This is a genomic window from Pseudomonas caricapapayae (genome assembly GCF_001400735.1).
Classification (GTDB): Bacteria; Pseudomonadota; Gammaproteobacteria; order Pseudomonadales; family Pseudomonadaceae; genus Aquipseudomonas; species Aquipseudomonas caricapapayae.
On sequence record NZ_LJPW01000181.1, the window covers coordinates 14,973 to 33,429 of the forward strand.

At 58.2% G+C, this 18,457-nt stretch carries 15 protein-coding genes and 3 pseudogenes; 10 read left to right on the forward strand and 8 right to left on the reverse strand.

Annotation, left to right across the window (positions count from 1 at the left end; genetic code table 11):
* Nucleotides 1-30 precede the first annotated feature (30 nt).
* Nucleotides 31-1,239, forward strand: coding sequence for a sugar transporter (locus tag ALO80_RS27410; RefSeq protein ID WP_055011228.1), 1,209 nt, complete (start codon nucleotides 31-33; stop codon nucleotides 1,237-1,239).
* A 66-nt stretch (nucleotides 1,240-1,305) separates the two neighbouring features.
* On the opposite strand, the gene pcsA is transcribed toward ALO80_RS27410, so the two are convergent.
* Together pcsA and ALO80_RS27420 are read right to left on the reverse strand one after the other, a co-directional pair.
* Complete coding sequence (gene pcsA / locus ALO80_RS27415; RefSeq protein ID WP_055011229.1) at nucleotides 1,306-2,025, reverse strand: phosphatidylcholine synthase; 720 nt, start codon at nucleotides 2,023-2,025, stop codon at nucleotides 1,306-1,308.
* Between the two features lie 87 nt (nucleotides 2,026-2,112).
* Nucleotides 2,113-4,125 carry an alkaline phosphatase D family protein gene (locus ALO80_RS27420; RefSeq protein WP_055011230.1) on the reverse strand — a complete coding sequence of 671 codons (2,013 nt, stop codon included), beginning with the start codon at nucleotides 4,123-4,125 and terminating at the stop codon, nucleotides 2,113-2,115.
* Nucleotides 4,126-4,390: 265 nt separating this feature from the next.
* Here ALO80_RS27420 and ALO80_RS32700 point away from each other — a divergent pair.
* Nucleotides 4,391-5,173 (forward strand): annotated as a pseudogene (locus tag ALO80_RS32700) (MCP four helix bundle domain-containing protein); the annotation flags it as partial.
* Nucleotides 5,168-6,031: a methyl-accepting chemotaxis protein gene (locus ALO80_RS32705; protein ID WP_408003293.1), complete on the forward strand. Its 864-nt coding sequence runs from the start codon at nucleotides 5,168-5,170 to the stop codon at nucleotides 6,029-6,031. The pseudogene ALO80_RS32700 and the gene ALO80_RS32705, both read left to right, overlap by 6 nt.
* A gap of 8 nt (nucleotides 6,032-6,039) precedes the next feature.
* Here ALO80_RS32705 and ALO80_RS27430 read toward each other — a convergent pair whose 3' ends face one another.
* Both ALO80_RS27430 and ALO80_RS27435 read right to left on the reverse strand, forming a co-directional pair.
* Nucleotides 6,040-6,477: a GNAT family N-acetyltransferase gene (locus ALO80_RS27430; protein ID WP_055011232.1), complete on the reverse strand. Its 438-nt coding sequence runs from the start codon at nucleotides 6,475-6,477 to the stop codon at nucleotides 6,040-6,042.
* A gap of 83 nt (nucleotides 6,478-6,560) precedes the next feature.
* The gene (locus ALO80_RS27435) at nucleotides 6,561-7,754 is read right to left on the reverse strand and encodes a GGDEF domain-containing protein (RefSeq protein WP_055011233.1); all 1,194 of its coding nucleotides are present in this window, start codon (nucleotides 7,752-7,754) and stop codon (nucleotides 6,561-6,563) included.
* A gap of 408 nt (nucleotides 7,755-8,162) precedes the next feature.
* On the opposite strand from ALO80_RS27435, the gene gmd reads away from it, so the two are divergent.
* The gene (gmd, locus tag ALO80_RS27440; RefSeq protein WP_055011234.1) at nucleotides 8,163-9,209 is read left to right on the forward strand and encodes a GDP-mannose 4,6-dehydratase; all 1,047 of its coding nucleotides are present in this window, start codon (nucleotides 8,163-8,165) and stop codon (nucleotides 9,207-9,209) included.
* An 88-nt stretch (nucleotides 9,210-9,297) separates the two neighbouring features.
* Here the strand turns inward: gmd and ALO80_RS27445 are convergent, their stop codons facing one another.
* On the reverse strand, nucleotides 9,298-10,257 hold the full coding sequence (locus ALO80_RS27445) for a GDP-mannose 4,6-dehydratase (RefSeq protein ID WP_055011258.1): 960 nt from the start codon (nucleotides 10,255-10,257) through the stop codon (nucleotides 9,298-9,300).
* Nucleotides 10,258-10,607: 350 nt separating this feature from the next.
* Here ALO80_RS27445 and ALO80_RS32710 point away from each other — a divergent pair.
* From ALO80_RS32710 to ALO80_RS27460, 4 genes and pseudogenes are all read left to right on the forward strand, one after another.
* Nucleotides 10,608-11,234, forward strand: a pseudogene (locus tag ALO80_RS32710) (PAS domain-containing protein); the annotation flags it as partial.
* 162 nt (nucleotides 11,235-11,396) lie between these two features.
* Nucleotides 11,397-11,831 (forward strand): annotated as a pseudogene (locus ALO80_RS32715) (methyl-accepting chemotaxis protein); the annotation flags it as partial.
* Nucleotides 11,832-11,989: 158 nt separating this feature from the next.
* Entirely contained in the window at nucleotides 11,990-13,258 is a 1,269-nt protein-coding gene (locus ALO80_RS27455; RefSeq protein WP_055011236.1) for a hypothetical protein, read from the forward strand.
* Nucleotides 13,259-13,284: 26 nt separating this feature from the next.
* Nucleotides 13,285-14,145 (forward strand): SH3 domain-containing protein, encoded by an 861-nt coding sequence (locus tag ALO80_RS27460; protein ID WP_055011237.1) that lies wholly within the window; start codon nucleotides 13,285-13,287, stop codon nucleotides 14,143-14,145.
* A gap of 9 nt (nucleotides 14,146-14,154) precedes the next feature.
* Here the strand turns inward: ALO80_RS27460 and ycaC are convergent, their stop codons facing one another.
* From ycaC to ALO80_RS27475, 3 genes are all read right to left on the reverse strand, one after another.
* Nucleotides 14,155-14,781: an isochorismate family cysteine hydrolase YcaC gene (ycaC, locus tag ALO80_RS27465; RefSeq protein WP_055011238.1), complete on the reverse strand. Its 627-nt coding sequence runs from the start codon at nucleotides 14,779-14,781 to the stop codon at nucleotides 14,155-14,157.
* A 153-nt stretch (nucleotides 14,782-14,934) separates the two neighbouring features.
* Nucleotides 14,935-16,503 carry an alkaline phosphatase D family protein gene (locus tag ALO80_RS27470; protein WP_055011239.1) on the reverse strand — a complete coding sequence of 523 codons (1,569 nt, stop codon included), beginning with the start codon at nucleotides 16,501-16,503 and terminating at the stop codon, nucleotides 14,935-14,937.
* Nucleotides 16,500-17,063: a GNAT family N-acetyltransferase gene (locus ALO80_RS27475; RefSeq protein ID WP_055011240.1), complete on the reverse strand. Its 564-nt coding sequence runs from the start codon at nucleotides 17,061-17,063 to the stop codon at nucleotides 16,500-16,502. The genes ALO80_RS27470 and ALO80_RS27475 overlap by 4 nt, the downstream gene beginning before the upstream one ends.
* Before the next feature lie 201 nt (nucleotides 17,064-17,264).
* Between ALO80_RS27475 and ALO80_RS27480 the strand changes: the two genes are divergently transcribed.
* A complete protein-coding gene (locus tag ALO80_RS27480; RefSeq protein ID WP_003380333.1) occupies nucleotides 17,265-17,672 on the forward strand; it encodes an ExbD/TolR family protein in 408 nt (135 codons plus the stop codon).
* Nucleotides 17,673-17,674: 2 nt separating this feature from the next.
* The gene (locus ALO80_RS27485) at nucleotides 17,675-18,439 is read left to right on the forward strand and encodes an energy transducer TonB family protein (RefSeq protein ID WP_055011241.1); all 765 of its coding nucleotides are present in this window, start codon (nucleotides 17,675-17,677) and stop codon (nucleotides 18,437-18,439) included.
* The last annotated feature ends 18 nt before the right edge of the window (nucleotides 18,440-18,457 follow it).

Genomic DNA, 18,457 nt, shown 5'->3' on the forward strand with positions numbered 1-18,457 from the left:
GGTCGGAACATTTTCAGGGCGTTGTGATTCTTGATAACTTCACCTCCAAACGAGCAGGCAGGTAGCTGGCTTGGCGTATTCGCGCTGGCGCTGGCGGCCTTCATTTTCAATACCACCGAGTTCGTGCCGATTGGTCTGCTGAGCAACATCGGCCAGAGCTTCGAGATGACCCCGGCGCAGGTCGGGTTGATGCTCACGATCTATGCCTGGGTCGTGTCGCTGATGTCGTTGCCGATGATGCTGGCGACGCGCAACATCGAGCGCCGCAAGTTGCTGATGTTCGTGTTCGGCCTGTTTGTGGTCAGCCACGTCCTCTCCGCGATCGCCCCCAGCTTTGCGATCCTGCTGGTGAGCCGGGTCGGTATCGCGTTTGCACATGCGGTGTTCTGGTCGGTCACGGCGTCGCTGGCCGTGCGCATCGCACCGCCCGGCAAGCAGGTTCAGGCGCTTGGCCTGCTGGCGACCGGTACTTCGCTGGCAATGGTGCTGGGTATTCCGCTGGGCCGCGTGCTGGGCGAAGCGCTGGGCTGGCGGACCACCTTCATGGGCATCGCCGGCGTTGCCGCGCTGGTAGTCTTCCTGCTGGCTCGCGCGCTGCCGTTGTTGCCCAGTCAGAACTCCGGATCCTTGCGCAGCCTGCCGATCCTGTTCAAGCGCCCACGGCTGATGGCGATCTACCTGCTGACTGCGATTGTGGTAACCGCTCATTTCACCGCCTACAGCTATATCGAACCGTTCACTCAGACCGTGTCCCGGCTCAGCGGCGAAATGACCACGATCCTGCTGCTGGTCTTCGGCGGTGCCGGAATCATGGGCTCGATCATCTTCAGCCTGTTCAGCGACCGTTTCCCGAACGGGCTACTGATCACCGCCATTGGCACACTGACCGTGTGCCTGCTGATGCTGCTGCCCCTCTCCGGTGATGCCGCAACGCTCGGCACGCTGACCATTATCTGGGGCATGGCGATCATGTGCTTCGGCCTGACATTGCAGGCGCGCGTCCTGTCGCTGGCACCCGATGCGACCGACGTGGCAATGGCGCTGTTCTCAGGCATTTTCAATATCGGTATTGGTGGCGGCGCGCTGCTCGGCAGCGTGGTCAGCAGCCATCTCGGGGTTGCCAACGTCGGTATCGTCGGCGGCCTTCTGGCCCTGGGCGGTTTGGGGTTGTGCTGCTTTACCACGCATTACTTCGGCAAGGTCCGGCCCTCTGCCGAGATGCACGCCGAGAGCAAATAGGACGCACATAAAAAAGCTCGCCGACCGCGCAAGGCGATCAGCGAGCTGTTTGTTCTGACATGAAGATCAGGCTTTAAGCCGACCCAGCCATTCCAGCGACGTTCTCCAGATACAAATCCCCAGAAAGTACGCCGACATCGCCAGCCACAGTCCCATTACTACAGGGCCATTGTGCGGATGGTTGATGATCAGCAGGGCGCTGGACAGCAGCCATACGGTGGTGACGGCGATGTTGATCGGCATAAAGCGACGCACCCGGAACGGGTGCAGAAACTTCATGCGGGTCAGGGTCAGCAGTGCCAGAGCAATAATGGTGATGAAGGTCAGCCACGGCGCGGGCGACAGAATGTAGAGGCAAAGGGCAACTACGTTCCATGCTGCAGGAAAGCCCTGAAAATAGTTGTCCTTGCTTTTCATGTCGACGTTGCAGAAGCAGAACAGCGACGACACAAGAATTACCGATACGCTGAGCAGCAGCGTGTAATCGGGCACCGGAATGTAGCGGTAGATGAACAATGCCGGAATGAACACGTAGGTCAGGTAGTCGATGACCAGGTCCAGCACCGAACCATCGAAGTGCGGCAGAACAGACGTTGTATTGACCTTGCGGGCCAGCGAGCCGTCTAATCCATCCACGATCAGGGCCGCGCCCAGCCACAGCAGGCAGGCCTTGGGTTCATTGTTGAACAGGGCGATGGTGGCCAGGAACGCAAGGACTACGCCGGTGGCGGTGAAGCCATGCGCGCCCCATGCGTTGAGTCTGGCTATGCGTTGATTGGTTATCACGGGGGCGCTCTCCAGGAAATAATGCTTGCCAGGGTGTGCCGCAAACCTGACCGGTAGCAACTATCGACCCGGCAATTGCCGATAAGTTTAGCGGTGACTATCCCTTGTTTCCCGGTTGTTTTCCAGAAAACCGCGATCTGTGTCAGACCGCTCGTCTCTGTAGTCTTCCGGTTCGACGAAACAGGTAGGCTCGTCACCGTTGGCATTGAGTTGGTTGATCAGGGTCGGCTGGCCTTGTTCATTGAACACTACCTGACCGACACCTGCCGAGTTCCATAAGCGTTCACCGGCCTTGCTGTGCTCGGGCGTGCGCGGAACAACCTTCATCAGGCGGCGCTTGGTGAACCAGTTAAGAGGTGAGCGGGGAGAGTATAACCAGCGATTCAAGCGATCAAAAGTGTCCAGCAGACGACGGGGGAATTCATTCTTGATGCCACTGCTGGTGATTTGCCAGATGCGAGGCCCGCCACTGCGATGGCGAATCAGGATTTCGTAGACGAACGAGTAATGTACGTCGCCCGACAGAATCACGTAGTTGCCCGGGGTTCTGGAGTGGCGAAAGATGTTCAGAATAACGTTGGCAGCGCCACGATGCGCCATCCAGTTTTCCGCATCGACCAGCAACGGATAGCCGCACCAGCTGAAGATCCGCTGTATCGCCTCGATCAACTTGACGCCGAACACGGGGGCAGGTGACACGATAATCGCCGATTTGTGGTCAAGCAGTTCCTGTTGCAACTCACTGAGTGCTTCCCAGTCCAGCAGGCCGGACGGGTGATTGAAATTCGACTCGCTGCGCCAGCGCCGCGTGCGAGTATCCAGAACCACCAGCGCGGGGCTGGTCGGCAGCACGTAATGCCATTGTTGAAACTTCAGCAATCGGTCGATCAGTGCGTCCTGAGCCGTGCTCTCCAGCCAGTTATTCTGGCGCATTGCCTCTGTGCTCAGTTCATGTGCCTGCCGGACCAGGTCGTTGAGTGCGTCGGGGTTGTTGCCCCAGCCCTGACAGAGCAGATAAGCCAGCAGCGCGTTACCGATGATGCGTTTCGAGAAGGGATGGCCGTAAGCGGTCTCTTCCCAGTTTGCCGACAGGTTCCAGTCATCGGTGATGTCATGGTCGTCAAAAATCATCATGCACGGCAGGTGAGCCATCGCACGCGCTACGCCGTTCAGCCCGGCGGTGAAATCCTCGATCACGTGCTGCTCTCTGGCATAACGCTCGACTTCGTCGGCTTCCAGATGCGGCCTGCCGGGCTCGATCAGGGTCCAGGGTGTAGGTGACCAGACCAGCAGGTACATCGCGATGACTTCCGCCAGCGTAACCAGATGGTTATCCGCAGTGCTGCTGGTAAATACCGGCTTGCTGGTGCCGCCAAAGAATCGCTCGCGCAGCGTGTCGTTGCTTTTCAGGGCGGGCAGCAGATCGGCGCGCTGGTAATAGCTGGCCGGATGCGTATACAGGCTGCTGCTGTCATCGACCACCGCACCGTCAAGTTGCTCATCGAACAACCCCAGCCGTTCGATCAGCACATGGATGGCACGCAGCATCGGCCCGGCCACGTCGTCGGCGTAAATCTGATCGCCGCTCATCATCAACAGGGCAGGGCGCTGCTGCGGTGCCTTGCTGTCGGCCAACAGACGGTCCACACAGAGCAGACCTTCTGCTGCGCTGTGGTGTGGCTTGCGGCACGAGCCATGCAGCAGATGATCGATGCTGCTGCGCACCACGAAGTTCGGATAGCGGGCACCGTCGTACAGTAAGTGAGGTGCCCACTCGGCAATGCCGCCCGGTTCGCCATCCACCACCAGGTCGTAATCGATCCAGGCGTCCCGAGGCAGTTCGGCCTCCAGTTGCAGGTCGATCAGATGAATGAATGCGTGGCGACCCACCGCGATGACCTGACATCGCTGGCCAGTCAGTGAATGATCGGTAAAGCCGCGCGCGGCATCATCGGCGTCAAGGCGCAGACGCAACGTGAGGTCGAGCGGGCGCGAGCCCACCAGCCATAACACCAGGCGGCCGGCTTCCTGACGGCGTAACAGCGGGCCGGCGAGGATGGACGGTAACGGAGCAGGTTGTTCGGCGGGCGAAGACGGCATCCTGATTCAAGACTCTGGCTGATCGTGGGCGGGAAATACTAACGCAGTCAGTGTGGAAAGTTCTTGTTACACAGATGCACCGTGGTCCCCAGCCTGTTTCAAAGCATTGCACCAGAGAGTTGGAGCATCGAGCGCCAAATCGGATGAATGCCCCTTCAGTGGTATGCAATGTTGCCGATAGTCACTTTCATACAGAGCCTGAAATTGCCGGTTCCCGTGCATCGCTGCTCAGCCTCAGCCAGCTGTTCAAACTAGAGATCTTTCCATGAACTGGTTCTATAACGCCAAGCTGTCCACCAAACTGTTTATTTCATTCGCACTCTGCGCGGTCATTACCCTCGCGGTGGGCATGGTTGCGAGCCGGGGGATTGGTGAACTCGCCACTAACCTGAAACTTGCGTTCTCCAACAACCTGGTATCGGTGTCGAAAACCAACGAGGCGACTGCCAATGTGATCGAGCAGAACCGTGATGTGTATCGTCTGCTTTCGGTGGCCGCTGCCAATGCACCGCAAAGCGCCAAGGATGAAATTCTCGCCAGCCTTAAAAACAATCGGGCGGAAGCAGAAAAGGCCTATGCCACCTATCGCGCAACGCCGCTTGAAGATGACGAGCGCGCCGCGGGCGATCAGATGGACAAGGACTGGCCCGTCTATCAGGCACTGGTCGATCGTGCTGTGACCGTGGCTTTTTCCGGAGACGTTGCAGCGGCCAGGGCGCTGGTCGAGGGTGACGTTCGCAAAGCCTACCTGACGGTGATGGACGAACTGAACATCATGGTCGGCTCCAACAACCGTCAGATAGGCGAAGGTGCCGCCGCGGCTGAGAAGACCGAGTCCTCAGCCAACCTCAATCTGTACCTGGGTATCGGCATTGCCTTCGTCGCTGCGTTTGTTTTGGCACTGTTTATCAGTCGTGTCATCAGCTCACCCATTTCCTCTGCGCTTGCCAGTGCACAGCGCATCGCGGGGGGGGATCTGACCCAGCCGATTGTCAGCACCCGTCGTGACGAAGCTGGCCTTATGCTCGCCGCGCTGAGTGACATGCAGAACAGCCTGAAAAGCACCATCGGGCAGATTTCCAGCGCCGCTGACCAGCTTGCTTCAGCTGCTGAAGAGCTTAATGCCGTTACCGAAGAGGGTAGCCGTGGCCTGACGCGGCAGAACGACGAAATCCAGTTGGCTGCCACGGCCGTTACCGAGATGACGGCTGCCGTCGAGGAAGTGGCGCGTAACGCGATGTCTACCTCTGATGCTTCAAAGCGAACCAGTACCGAAGCGGCTACCGGACGTGATCAGGCTCGTGAGGCGGTCAGTGCGATCAACAACGTCAGCGCCGAGATCAGCAGTTCTACTTCGATGGTCGAAGAGCTTGCCGGGCGTGTTCGCGAGATTGGTCAGGTTCTGGACGTGATCCGTGGTATTGCCGAACAGACCAACCTGCTGGCCCTCAACGCCGCTATCGAGGCAGCGCGTGCAGGCGAGCAAGGCCGCGGCTTTGCCGTGGTGGCCGATGAAGTGCGTGCCCTGGCCGCTCGTACCCAGGCGTCCACCGGTGAAATCGAAACCATGATCGGCAGCGTTCAGGCCAGTGCCGATCAGGCTGTGCGAGCCATGGGCAACAGCCGCACCCTTGCCAGCAATACTCAATCCCTGGCTCAGGCCACTGGCCAGTCGCTGGAGCGCATTGCGCAGAGCATTGCCGAGATCAATGATCGCAACATGCTGATTGCGACGGCGTCCGAAGAGCAGTCTCACGTTGCGCGCGAGGTGGATCGCAACCTGGTCAATATTCAGGACCTTTCCACCCAGACCGCTGCCGGCGCTCACCAGACCAGCGCTTCCAGTCAGGAGCTGTCTCGTCTGGCGATTTCCTTCAACAACCTGGTAGGCAGGTTCAAAGTCTGACGCAGGCGTCAGGACGTTGTAGACGGCAGGCGCTTCTGGAAAAAGAAGCGCTTGTTGCCGGGCGGATAATCGTCGATCTGGCCGAACTCGGTGTAACCGTGGCGACGATAGAACTCGGGCGCCTGGAAGTCGAAAGTGTCCAGCCAGATCCCTGCGCAGCCCTTCTCGATCGCCAGATCCTCGGCCATCTGCATCAAACGCGAGCCCATTCCCTGCCCACGGGTTTGCTCCGGCACTACCAGCAGCTCGATGAACAACCATTGATAAAAAATACGTGCGTGCAGGCCACCGAGAATTTCCCGGGTCTGATCATCGCGAATGAACATTGCCACCTTCTCGGACTTGCCGTCACCCGCCTGCTCGGCGTTGAAGCGCCGCAGTGGCTCCAGAATCGCCAGGCGATCTTCTTCCGTAGGGTTGCTGTCGACGTCAATATGAACGCTCATGCGATGGCTCCCAGCCGTAGTGTGCGCGACGAGCTTAGAGTGGCAGAGACGTTTGGTAAAGGCAGGCCCCGCAACGTGTCATTTCACGCAAAACACACGCAGTTACGTCCGGCGCGCTTGGCGGCGTAGAGTGCATTGTCGGCAGCGCTGATCAGTTTGTCGGACGTGATTTGCGGAGCCACTGCACACGCGACCCCGAGGCTGACGGTGACGAAGGCGCTTTCGCCCAGCACCGGGTGCGGCAACTTGAGCGCGGCTACAGCGCTCTGCAAGGCGTCGGCCATGTCTCTGGCCTGTCCGGCATCGCCATTCATCAGGACCAGAACCTCTTCGCCACCAAACCGAAACGCCACAGCGCCGTTTTCATGTGCACTTTGCTGGATTTTCTGACAGAGCAACTTGAGGCAGGTGTCGCCTTGTGGATGGCCGTAACTGTCGTTGTAGGATTTGAAGTGATCAATGTCCAGCAGGATGATGGCCACATTCGCCGGTGTTTTGCGCGCGCGCTCCCAGACTGAGTTCATCACTTCGTCCTGATAGCGCCGGTTGAAAAGGCGGGTCAACCCGTCGGTACGCGCAAATTCCATCAGTTGCACCTGAAGCAGGCGGCCGCGAAGCGCAAACAGGTAGCTCATGCGGCTGCCGCGTTCCAGGAAGTAGGAGGCCATCAGTAGCAGCATGACCGTGGAGACGAACAACACGGCATTGGCCTGCCAGATCACGAAATCTGCGAAATTGGCAATGTAGGTGGTCACCAGCTGGATGATCAGCATGCATGACAGTGCGACCGCTGCATGGCGCAGGGGCAATTGTTGAATCATGGTGCAATAGACCATGATCAACAGCATTCCCAGTTGATAAAAGATTTGATACGGACTCTCGCTGTGGATCATCACCAGCATGGGCATGAGCGAGCACAGCACCGTCGCGACTGCCGCAGTGGTTTCCATTGCCCAGCGAGAAGAAAAGCGCCGCGCCAGCACTAACAGCACAACGAACATCGGCGTGATCAGGAGTAGACGCCCGAGCGCCACGTAAACAAACACATCGCGCAGAATCAACCAGTCACTGATCAGAAACAGGTTGTAGATCAGGCTGCCCCCAATCCCGACCGCCGTAAGGAACTCGCGCCGCTGTGGCCGGGTTTCAGTCTGGTAGCGCCGCTCAAGCATACGGCTGAAGCGCAACGCACCCACGCCCGAAATAATCGTCTGCTCTACCTCTGCAAGGAGTTGCGCATCTTCAGGGGTAGGACGGTCAAGCGCAGAAACGAGCATGTGACACCGGTACATTAACATCGAGAGACTTAGGACATCACGAATGATGTCTTAGTGCTATTAGTGTGTGGTGTGTGGGTCCTGAAGTCGACCGGCGGTTCCTGTCGACTTTCCGGCAAGGCGTCAGGACGACTGCTGTTCTCCTTTTGGTCATCTGCGCTAGGGTAATCGCACGGTGAGAGTGGTAAACCGCACGGCTTACTTATTCTGTTCTGATATTTGTTCGGAGCAGCTCGCAAACAGAGACTCTTGAAATGACTGCTTGCACATCAGATTCCGCATCTATAGTGATCATATGCTTCGACTCAAACGCTGTGGGTTGCCTTCGAAGCGAGCGTGCCGAGCGTCCCGAATGTACCTCGGCATAATGAATGAAGTCGCGTCAGCCCGGACCGGAATCCCCTATTTATGAATGCACCTAGAGAATCTGTAATTATCACGGGTATCACTGGCCAGGATGGCGCTTACCTGACTCAGTTGCTGCTGGAAAAAGGTTATACGGTTTACGGCACCTACCGCCGCACCAGCTCGGTCAACTTCTGGCGTCTTGAAGAACTTGACGTGGCTAGCCATCCGAATTTGCATCTGGTTGAGCATGACCTGACTGACTTGAGTGCCAGCATTCGCTTGCTGCAAAAAGCCGAGCCTACCCAGATTTACAATCTGGCGGCGCAGAGCTTTGTTGGTGTTTCCTTCGACCAGCCGATAACGACTGCTGAAATTACCGGCCTGGGCGCAGTCAACCTGCTTGAAGCGATACGCATAGTGAACCCGAAAATACGCTTTTATCAGGCGTCCACATCTGAAATGTTCGGCAAGGTGCAAGAAGTCCCACAGGTCGAAAGCACCTCGTTCTATCCTCGCAGTCCTTATGGTGTGGCCAAGCTTTACGCGCACTGGATGACGATCAACTATCGGGAGTCGTATGGGATCTTCGGTGCCAGCGGCATCCTGTTCAATCACGAGTCCCCTCTGCGGGGAAAAGAGTTTGTCACCCGCAAAATTACCGATTCTGCCGCACGTATTTCACTGGGTATGTCACAACTTCTGGAGTTAGGAAATCTGGATGCCAGACGTGACTGGGGTTTTGCGAAGGAGTATGTCGAAGGCATGTGGCGCATGCTGCAAGCTGATGAGCCCGACTCATTCGTACTGGCGACCCATCGATCCGAAACCGTTCGAGACTTTGTGGCAATGGCCTTCAAGGCTGTCGATATTGACTTAGAGTGGAAAGGTAGCGCAGAAAACGAACAGGGTATTGATGCGGCCACGGGCACAGCCCTTGTTCAAGTCAACCCAAGATTCTATCGCCCCTCTGAAGTGGAGCTGCTTATCGGCAACCCTGAAAAAGCCAGGAAGGTGCTTGGGTGGGAAGCGAACACTAGTCTCGAGCAGCTATGCCGGTTGATGGTGGATGCCGATCTGAAGCGTAACCAGCAGGGAACATCGTTTTAAGCGTCCCTCGTTCATACTCTAGCAGGTGTAGGGTGGGTGTTTCAGGCGTTGTTGATCGCAACGCCCCTCACGTATAAAAACCGGTAGCTCAAGCCATTGCAGCTACCTCATCGCGCCAGTAATCCAGCAGTGTTGTGAGTGTAGACTGCAGCGTTGTGGTGGGCGTCCAGCCAGTGACTTTCTGGATAGCGGAGTTATCACCGAACGCGCAGGGGATGTCAGATAAGCGCATTCGTTCGGGATCGTTTATCACATCGATCCTCTCTGAGCTCAGTGCCATGAGCTGACTCAGTATTGCCTCGATACGGACGGGCTCGCCGCTGCAGATGTTCAGGCATTGAGGATAGGCTTCCTGCCTGGTGGCCATGTCCAGCAAGGCGACGTAGGCATTGCACACATCACGCACATCGAGAAAGTCTCGCGCCGCTTGCAAGTTGCCGACTTTCAACTGTGGTGCTTGCTTGCCTGCTTCAATCAAGGCGATCTGACGAGCAAATGACGCGGTCGCGAAGTCAGCCGATTGCTTGGCGCCAATGTGATTGAACGGACGTACGACAATGCCGTTCTGGCCACGACGAAAGTATTCATGAAAGGCCGCTTCGGCAGCAAGTTTGCTGGCGGCATAGGGGTTCATGGGTTTGCAGGCACTGTTTTCGTCGAGCGCAATACCCTGCTTGAATGCCTCGCCGTAGACTTCCGATGAGCTGACAAACAACACAAATGCCTGAGGGGCCTTGCGTTGCAGTGTCTGTAGAAGGTTCACGCTGCCCATGACGTTGGTTTGCCAGGTGGCCAGAGGGTCCTGGAAACTGGTAGGCACATGCGTAATAGCCGCCAAATGCACAACGTGAGTGGGATTTGCCTGAGACACCACTTGCTCAAGGCCAGCGGCATCGCGAATGTCACAATGCAGCGATTCAGCCGCATAAGCGGAGCGGGGAGAGTCAGGGCTCACCAATGCAATAACATGGTGCCCGGCGTGCTGCAGCGTACGGCACAGCATCTGCCCGACGAAACCGTTTGCACCGGTGATCAGGATGCGTCGCATCATTGAGGGTCCTTAATGGCATTGCCGCAAGCAAGTGAGTCTAGCAGGCAATAGCTGGTCAATCCGTTGTGACCTATGGCACCTGCATTTTGTTTCGTCTTGCACATTCGTCATCAGCCTGCCCATTCAAGGTTCTGCATTTGCAGGTTCCGGTCGTGCGGGCAACCCACATCAGTTCAATCTGCCATCATCAGACGAAACGCCTTAATCCCGTCTACGCTTACGCCGATACATACGTACAACCCACTACTGGTGCCATCATGTTCAACACTCGCTTGAAAAGGGAATTACAGGCACAGCACGCCGAGTTATCCATGTATCGGCAAATGCAGAAAGGAATGGATGCGCGCATGGTGTCGTTGAGCCTGGACGCCAGCAATCACATCGTTCATGCCAATGACAACTTCCTCAGGGCGCTTGGTTATTCCGCCGAACAGTTGCTGGGCAAGGACCTTGACCAGATGGTGCCGACCTACGTCAAACAGCTCGATTGCTACCGCAACCTCAAGCTTGCGGTGCAAAAGGGCGAGTCGGTGATCGACAACTACCGTTTTCTGCATGCCGACGGCAGCCTGGTGTGGATTCGGGCCATGTGGCAGCCGGTTCTGGATGACCAGGGCAAGCTGATGACGTTGCAATGCTACGGATCGGACATCACCCAGACTGTCGAGACCGCCGCCGAGAACTCTGCGTTCATTCAGGCATTGCTGCGCTCAACCGCTGTGATCGAGTTCGATCTCGGCGGCCATGTGCTCACGGCCAATGATCAGTTTCTGCGGGGCATGGGTTACAACCTGGCGCAGATCAAGGGCAAGCACCATAGCCTGTTCTGCGATCCGCAGGAAACCTCGCAGGCGCCATACCGGGAATTCTGGTCGATGCTCAACCGTGGCGAGTTCGTCGCAGGGCGCTTCAAACGTATCGACAGCAGCGGGCGTGAGGTCTGGCTGGAGGCTACCTACAACCCGGTTCATGATGCTCAGGGCAAACTCTACAAGGTCGTCAAGTTCGCCACGCTGGTGACCGATCAGGTGGCCCGCGAAGACGAAGTGAGCCAGGCGGCAAGCGTGGCTTTCGAAATCTCCCAGCAGACCGACGTCAGTGCCCAGCGTGGGGCGGACGTGGTGCAGAACACCGTGCAGACCATGCGCAAGATTTCCGAAGAGATGCAGTCCGCCTCCTCGGGCATCGAAGCCCTGGGCAAGCAGTCATTGTTGATCAGCTCCATCGTGCAGACCATCGGTGGTATTGCCCAGCAGACCAACCTGCTGGCACTCAACGCCGCCATCGAGGCTGCCCGTGCCGGTGAGCAGGGCAGGGGCTTTGCGGTGGTGGCGGATGAAGTCCGTCAGCTGGCTGGCCGCACCAGCGCCGCAACCGAAGAAATCGTCAGCGTCGTGCAGCAGAACCAGGCGCTGGCCGACGAGGCAGTGCGCGGCATGGCCAACAGCCGCACCCAGGCGGAACAGGGACTGGCACTGGCCAACGAGGCAGGCGCGGTGATCGTCGAGATTCAGGAGGGGGCCAAACAGGTGGTGGGTGCGGTGGGGCGGTTTGCCAATCAGTTGAAGTGACTGTATTTCGGGTGTTGCGTGTCACGGATGACCGGCAACACCTGATAGCTCTGGCATCATTTTTGGACGGCAGGCAGAATGCCCGGCAGTTGGTCAGTGGGCACATTCGCACTCATGTGTTGTGACTCGCTGGTCCCGCTCTGACAAGGATTGGTTGGATGCTGCTTGTTGCACTTACTGCTCTCAATGCCTTTTGCCTTATAGGTGGCTTGCTGTTCAACGCAGAGTTGCTGAACAAGGCAGGTGCCGATATTCCCCTTAAAAACCTGCAGGCCCTGGAAATATACGGGCAGACTCTTGCAGCCGTGAGCGTATGCCTGGCGGCGTGGCGCCTGTGTATCTGGGCCCATGGAAAATGGGGGCATCAGCAGTATCTGGTGCGTTCCATCCTGCTCAGCACTGCGATACTGGCCCCGCTGACCTGGTGGGTTCAGGGGGTGGTCCCGGACGCAATTGCTGAAGAGTTTCCGGCCGAACTTCAGGTTTACAGCCTTTACGCCTACGTGACCAAGAAAGGTCTGCTCTACGATTCGGTGCAGATACCCGGCATTCCCTATCAGGAGTATCGGGACAAGGGCGAGGGCAAAGCCTTCATCGCCAACCTTGGCGTACTCATGAGTGTGCAGGGCTCGTACGTCGAGCAGATCGGCCACAACTTTCAGGGCTTTGCTCAAACCGTCTTCAGGGGATATGCCCGGCGCAATGCCGATAAGCTCTATGTGCGTTTACAGACCGAAGTCATCCCGGTGTTTGACGATATCGCCCGTGAATACGTGAGGATAGAGGCATTGCGGCGCGCTGGCGCAACGGGCAATAAACGAAAAGCGCTTGCCCCGCCGTCGGCCGCTACTCAACAACAGGCCTTGCCGAGTGCTGAAGACTACGCGTTGGCGATGCCTTCAGGCCTGCGTACCCGTCAAGCGATGGCCAATACCGCAGAGGTTCGCGGCATGGCACGTCGAGCCCTGGGCCCGTTATATGTAGAGGGTATGGACCTGCTTGCCACACGCACTCAGTTCAACACCTATCTCAATGGCATTGCCTTCAACATGGCCAGCGACGTTGCGAGCACTGATGTACATGGCGCGCAGAGTCTGAGCGTCCTCAAAAACATGTGGTTCGTACCTTGGTCATTGCTGAGCGGTCTTTTCATGGGAGCCCTCAATATCGCCGGTCTGCTGCTGTCGACCATCGAGCAGCGTGCGTTCATACATAAGAGGCGTGTCGCCCTCAGGGCGGCAGCAGTCATCCTGATCGTGGTGGTTCCACTGCTTGCCGGCAACGCAATCATTCAATCGCCAGGCTATCGCACCGCGTTCAAGAGTATCGAGGCCGGCCCTACCCTCATGGCCGGTGTCTTTCATTGGGCGATGTCTGCAGAAGCCATGTTGTACAACTTGACCAGACCTCTGCTCGACGCGGAGTGAGGCGTTTTTAAAAAGGAGCAGGTCCAGTGCGCAGGAAGTTCGTTGCATCAGTTCTGGCGATAACGGTCGCCACCTCAGTCACCGGATGCGCGCAGATGGGCATCAGCAAGGAACAGGCGGGTACTGTGATCGGCGGCATCGCCGGTCTGGCGGTGGGCGCAACGATGGGCAAGGGCAAAGGCCAGATCGCCGCCGCGCTGATCGTTGCAGGTATCGGTGGCTACATCGGTAACCGTATCGGTCAGTTGCTCGACGACAGAGACAAGCAAGCGCTGGCGCTGCGCACTCAGGAAGTTCTGAATCAGGCTGCGACCCCTGTGGCGCAGTCCACTGCCATCTGGCGTTCCGATCATTCCAATGCAAGCGCCAGGATTACGCCGGGGCCGGAATACAAGGCGGTCCGGACCATCGAAGTCAAGCGTACCTCCAGCATTCAGGGCGTACCGTCGATGAAGCTGATCAATAAGCCCTATGTCACCCGATCCACCCTCAACGTCCGCTCGGCACCTAACATGTATGCCGACAAGGTGGGCAGCCTGCCGGGCAATACACAATTTACTGCCGTGGGTTCTACCGGCGACTGGATTCTGGTCGGACGCAAAGGCGTGACCGTGGGCTACGTGCACAGGGACTACGTTATGACGCTGTCTGATGCCGACGCCAGTAAGAGGCTTGCCGCAGCCAGGCTCGATGATATGAACGTAACGGGCAGCAAAGAGACTGAGGCATTCGATCTGGGCTCTATCTCTTCACTGCCCTCCGGCAAAACGGCCGTCGAGACCACCTGTCGACCGCTTACTGTGAGCCTGGAAGCCAGCGGTAGCACCACTGAAAAGCAGGAAAACACATTCTGCAGGCAGGCCAACGATACGTGGGAGTTGATTTGACGCAGGCCTCTACCGAGCCGTCAGTGCCGAATAACTGTTCATCAGGTTGCGGTAGTTCGGGATCCGCTCGGAAAGCAGGTTGCCCAGCCCTTCGATATCGTTGCGCCAGTCACCCTGCAGCTCACAGGCCACCGAGAACCAGTTCATCAATTGCGCGCCTGCCTGGGTCATACGGGACCAGGCGGCTTGCTGGACGGTGGTGTTGAAGGTGCCGGACGCATCGGTGACCACGAACACTTCAAAGCCTTCGGCCAGTGCCGACAGGGTCGGGAAGGTCACGCAGACATCGGTCACTACCCCGGCAATGATCAATTGCTTGCGGCCGGTCGCCTTGATCGCCTTTACAAAGTCTTCGTTGTCCCAGGCGTTGATCTGACCCGGACGGGCAATGTACGGCGCGTCAGGGAACATGGCCTTGAGCTCCGGAACCAACGGGCCGTTGGGACCTTGTTCAAAGCTGGTGGTGAGGATGGTCGGCAGCTCGAAGAACCGGGCCAGATCAGCCAGGGCCAGGACGTTGTTCTTGAACTCGTTCGGCGAGAAGTCCTGTACCAGCGAGATCAGTCCTGTCTGGTGGTCGATCAGCAGTACGATGGCGTCATCTTTGTTCAGGCGGTTGTATGGGGCGTTTTTCATGGTCAAGTCCTTTCGTTTGGGTAGGTGAGGTCTGGCGTTCAACATGGGCTCAGAGTAGTGGCTCACCGGAAAGGGAAAAAGCGCCTGAAGCGGGTTTTACTGTCTCTTCACAGTGGACAATATTGTCCAGGTCCGACTTGTCCAAAGACTTGCCTACCCAGGAACAGCTCCTGCCTTGCCAGCTTCTACCGTGAAGCGTTTGAGCGTCGATACGCTGGCGGCGGGGTCGAGTACATCCGACACCACCTGAAAGCGCGTCAGCATCCGCTGTTCGCTCAGATCCACCGCGACGTAACCGCGCTGGCGGCTGTCGAAGAACTTCACATGGGGGTTGAGCCCGAGAATGCTGTTGAAAGCATCGAACGACGGTCCGCTGGAGGTCACCGAAGTGCCGACGAACTCAGTGGCGACGACGGCTGAATCCGGATTGTCCGCATCGGCGTGCAGGTCGGTGGTCCAGAACGAATGGATATCGCCACCCCAGAACACCGGGTTGCGGGTCCGGTGGCGTTGCAGGGAGGCCAGCATGCGCTCGCGGGTCGTCATGTAGCCATCCCAACCGTCGGTCCAGTGGCCCAGCTCCTGAGTGTTCGGGTCGCGCTGCTTCAGCGGTGCGACCAGCAAATCCTGCGCAATGACATTCCACTGCCCCGGTGACCGGGCGAAGCTGCGATCCAGCCAGGCTTCCTGCTGCCAACCAAGCATGGTGCGTTTCGGATCGCGCGGATCCGTGCATTTGCTGGGCGCGACGTGGCCTTGACGGCTGCCATTGGCCTGGATGCACGGCTGTTCGGAACGGTATTGTCGACCGTCGAGTACATGGAAGCGTGCCAGCCGGCCATAATCCAGGTTCCGGTAAATACGCATGTCCGGCCCTTTGGGCAGGCTGCTGGCGCGCAAGGGCATGTGCTCGTAAAACGCCTGATAGGCGGCGGCTCTGCGGCGCAAAAAGCTGTCCACGGGAACGCCTGGATCCTGTGACCATTGTGCGGCGTAGTCATTCTGTACTTCGTGGTCGTCCCAGGTGGCGACGCTCGGCGCACAGGCATGCAGTGCTTGCAGATCGGGGTCGGTCTTGTACTGCGCGTATCGGTTGCGATAGCCCGCCAGGTCCATTGGCTCGGACGTGGCATGGCTGCGCGCAGCCGGGCTTTTTTTAGACGCGTTCGACTCGTAGATGTAATCACCGAGAAAGAACACCAGGTCCGGGCGCTCTGCCGCCAGGTGGCGATAGGCACTGAAATACCCGGCTTCCCAGTGCGAACACGACACAAAGCCGAAGCGTGCCGAGACCATTGCGCTTGCCAGCGGTGCAGTGCAGGCCTGACCGACAGGGCTTTGTGCACCCAGGCTCTCGAACTGATACCAGTAAGGACGTCCTGGCTGCAAGCCGCTCACCTCTATATGGACCGAATGGGCAAGGCGAGGGTGGGCAGTGGCCTGTCCTGTGCGGACCACGTGAGCCATGGCCGCATCGCTTGCGATCTTCCAGCGCACCTCGACAGGTTTATTCAGGCCACCATCACCCGAGGGCGTCATCACCTTGGGCGCCAGGCGTGTCCATATCACGAAGCCGTCCGGCATCGGATCGCCAGACGCCACGCCCAGCGTGAATGGATAATCGACACCCGCGCTTCGCGCGAACGGGCTGAGGATCGACAGCAGCGTGGCACCGGCGACTCCGGTAATGATGCGTCGACGCTCCGGGTTGAAATCGGTCATGACGCGGCCTCCGACGATTCGTATTCCGAGCGCAACAGTCCGAACAGCAACATGTTCTTGAACACACCGTTTTTCAGAAACGCCTCTCTCGTACAGCCCTCATACGATAACCCGCATTTCTCCAGAACCCTGGCGCTGGCCGGGTTGTCGCTGAAGCACTGGCCGGCGATGCGATTGAGGTTCATGTCAGTGAAGCCATGCTTCAGCAAGCCTTGAGTCGCTTCGCAGGCGTAACCCTGATTTTGGTACTGCGTTCCTGTCCAGTAACCCAGATAGCCACTGCGATGCGCCATCGAAAGGCGCAGCGAGACGATCCCGGTCAACGTGCTGGTTTCCTGGAGGTGAACCCCGAGGCTCAACGTCTGACGGGCGGCGTATTGGTCGTGGGTCTGGGCGATGAATGCCCGCGCATGCTCAAGGGTGTAGGGGCTGGGCAGCGCAGAGGTCATGGCGGCAATCGTCGGCTCGTCGGCCAGGCGTGACGAGGTGAGTGCCTGTTCAGGCTGCAACGCGGCGAGCAGTAAGCGCGAGGTTCTGATAGTGGGCAACGGGTGACTCATCCGTATTTTCCATCGGGTTGAATGCTCAAATGCTGCCGCGTTGTTATGGCATTTCCGTGACAGCCTCAAGAATCATTTAAGTGCCATGAGATGTACAGGTAACAGCCATGTAACAGTCACGTATCGGTCTCGTAAAACCAACCGATCGGTCATGTTCGGTTGCTAGATTCTCGGCCTCCAAGAAGAAAGCGAGAGGCAGGCATGAGAACGTGGGACGAACCTAAAAAGCGCAAGGCGCACATCGAACTGATCCCCATGATCGACGTGATGATGTTCCTGCTGGTCTTTTTCGTATTGGTAAGCCTGAACGTGATTCCGGCGCTGGGGATGAAAACCCAGTTGCCGAGCGCCAGCAGTTCGCAGCAACTGAAGCCGCAGAATAAATCGATCCTCACTCTGGGGCTCAACGGCGAATTACAGCTCGACGGCAAGGCGACCACGGTCGACGCCCTGGTGCCTGCCTTGAAGGCGCTGGAAAAGCCCGACACTAAAACCACGATCATCGTTAACAGTGACAAGGGCGTGGAAGTCGCACGTCTGGTCGAGATCATGGACACCCTGCGTCTGGGTGGTTTCACGTCAGTCTCCATCGCCACGCGCAAATCCTGACCATGTATTTCCTGTTTCGTGTACGTCAGTGGCTCGGCGGCCTGCCTGCGCTGGTGGCGCTCATCGCAATCGTGATCGGTGTGCAGACCCGTCCTCTGAAAATGGAACCGGTCTACGACGAATCTGCCGTCGAGCTGGCGCTTGTCGAGCCCGAGCCGCTTGCACCCGAGCCCGTTGCTCAGCCTGAGCCGCCTGAACTGCCTGTGGCTCAGCCCGAAGAGCCGCCACCGCCTCCTGTCGTGGAAAGCGAAGAGGCCGAACCGGCACCACCGCCGCCCAAGCCCGTTCCCAAACCAAAACCCAAGCCGGAGATCAAGCCAGAACCGCGGCCTAAACCCTTGCCCAGGCCGGCAGTGGCAAAACCCGTCGAGCCGGTTCAGGCCCCCGGCAAGCCGATAGCCAGCGCCCCGGTTGCGCCGCCGGCACCGCCTGCGCCACCCGCGCCGCCGAAAGTCGACACTCAGGCTATGGAAGGCGGCTACCTCAAAGGGCTGCGTAACGATCTGGACGGCTACAAACAGTACCCGACCGGACGACAGGCCTCGCTGGAACGCCCGAGCGGCGAGGTGGTGGTGTGGTTGCTGGTCGATCGCCAGGGGCGAGTGCTGGACTCCGGCATTCAGACCCAGGCGTCCAGCATGCTGCTCAACCGCGCGGCCGCCAACAGTCTGCGACGCATCAAGCAGGTCAAGCCGTTTCCCGAGCAAGCCTTTGGTGGACGCAGCGAACAGCGTTTCACCGCCACCTTCAACTACAGCGTGCAATAGCACTGACAAGGAACAGAG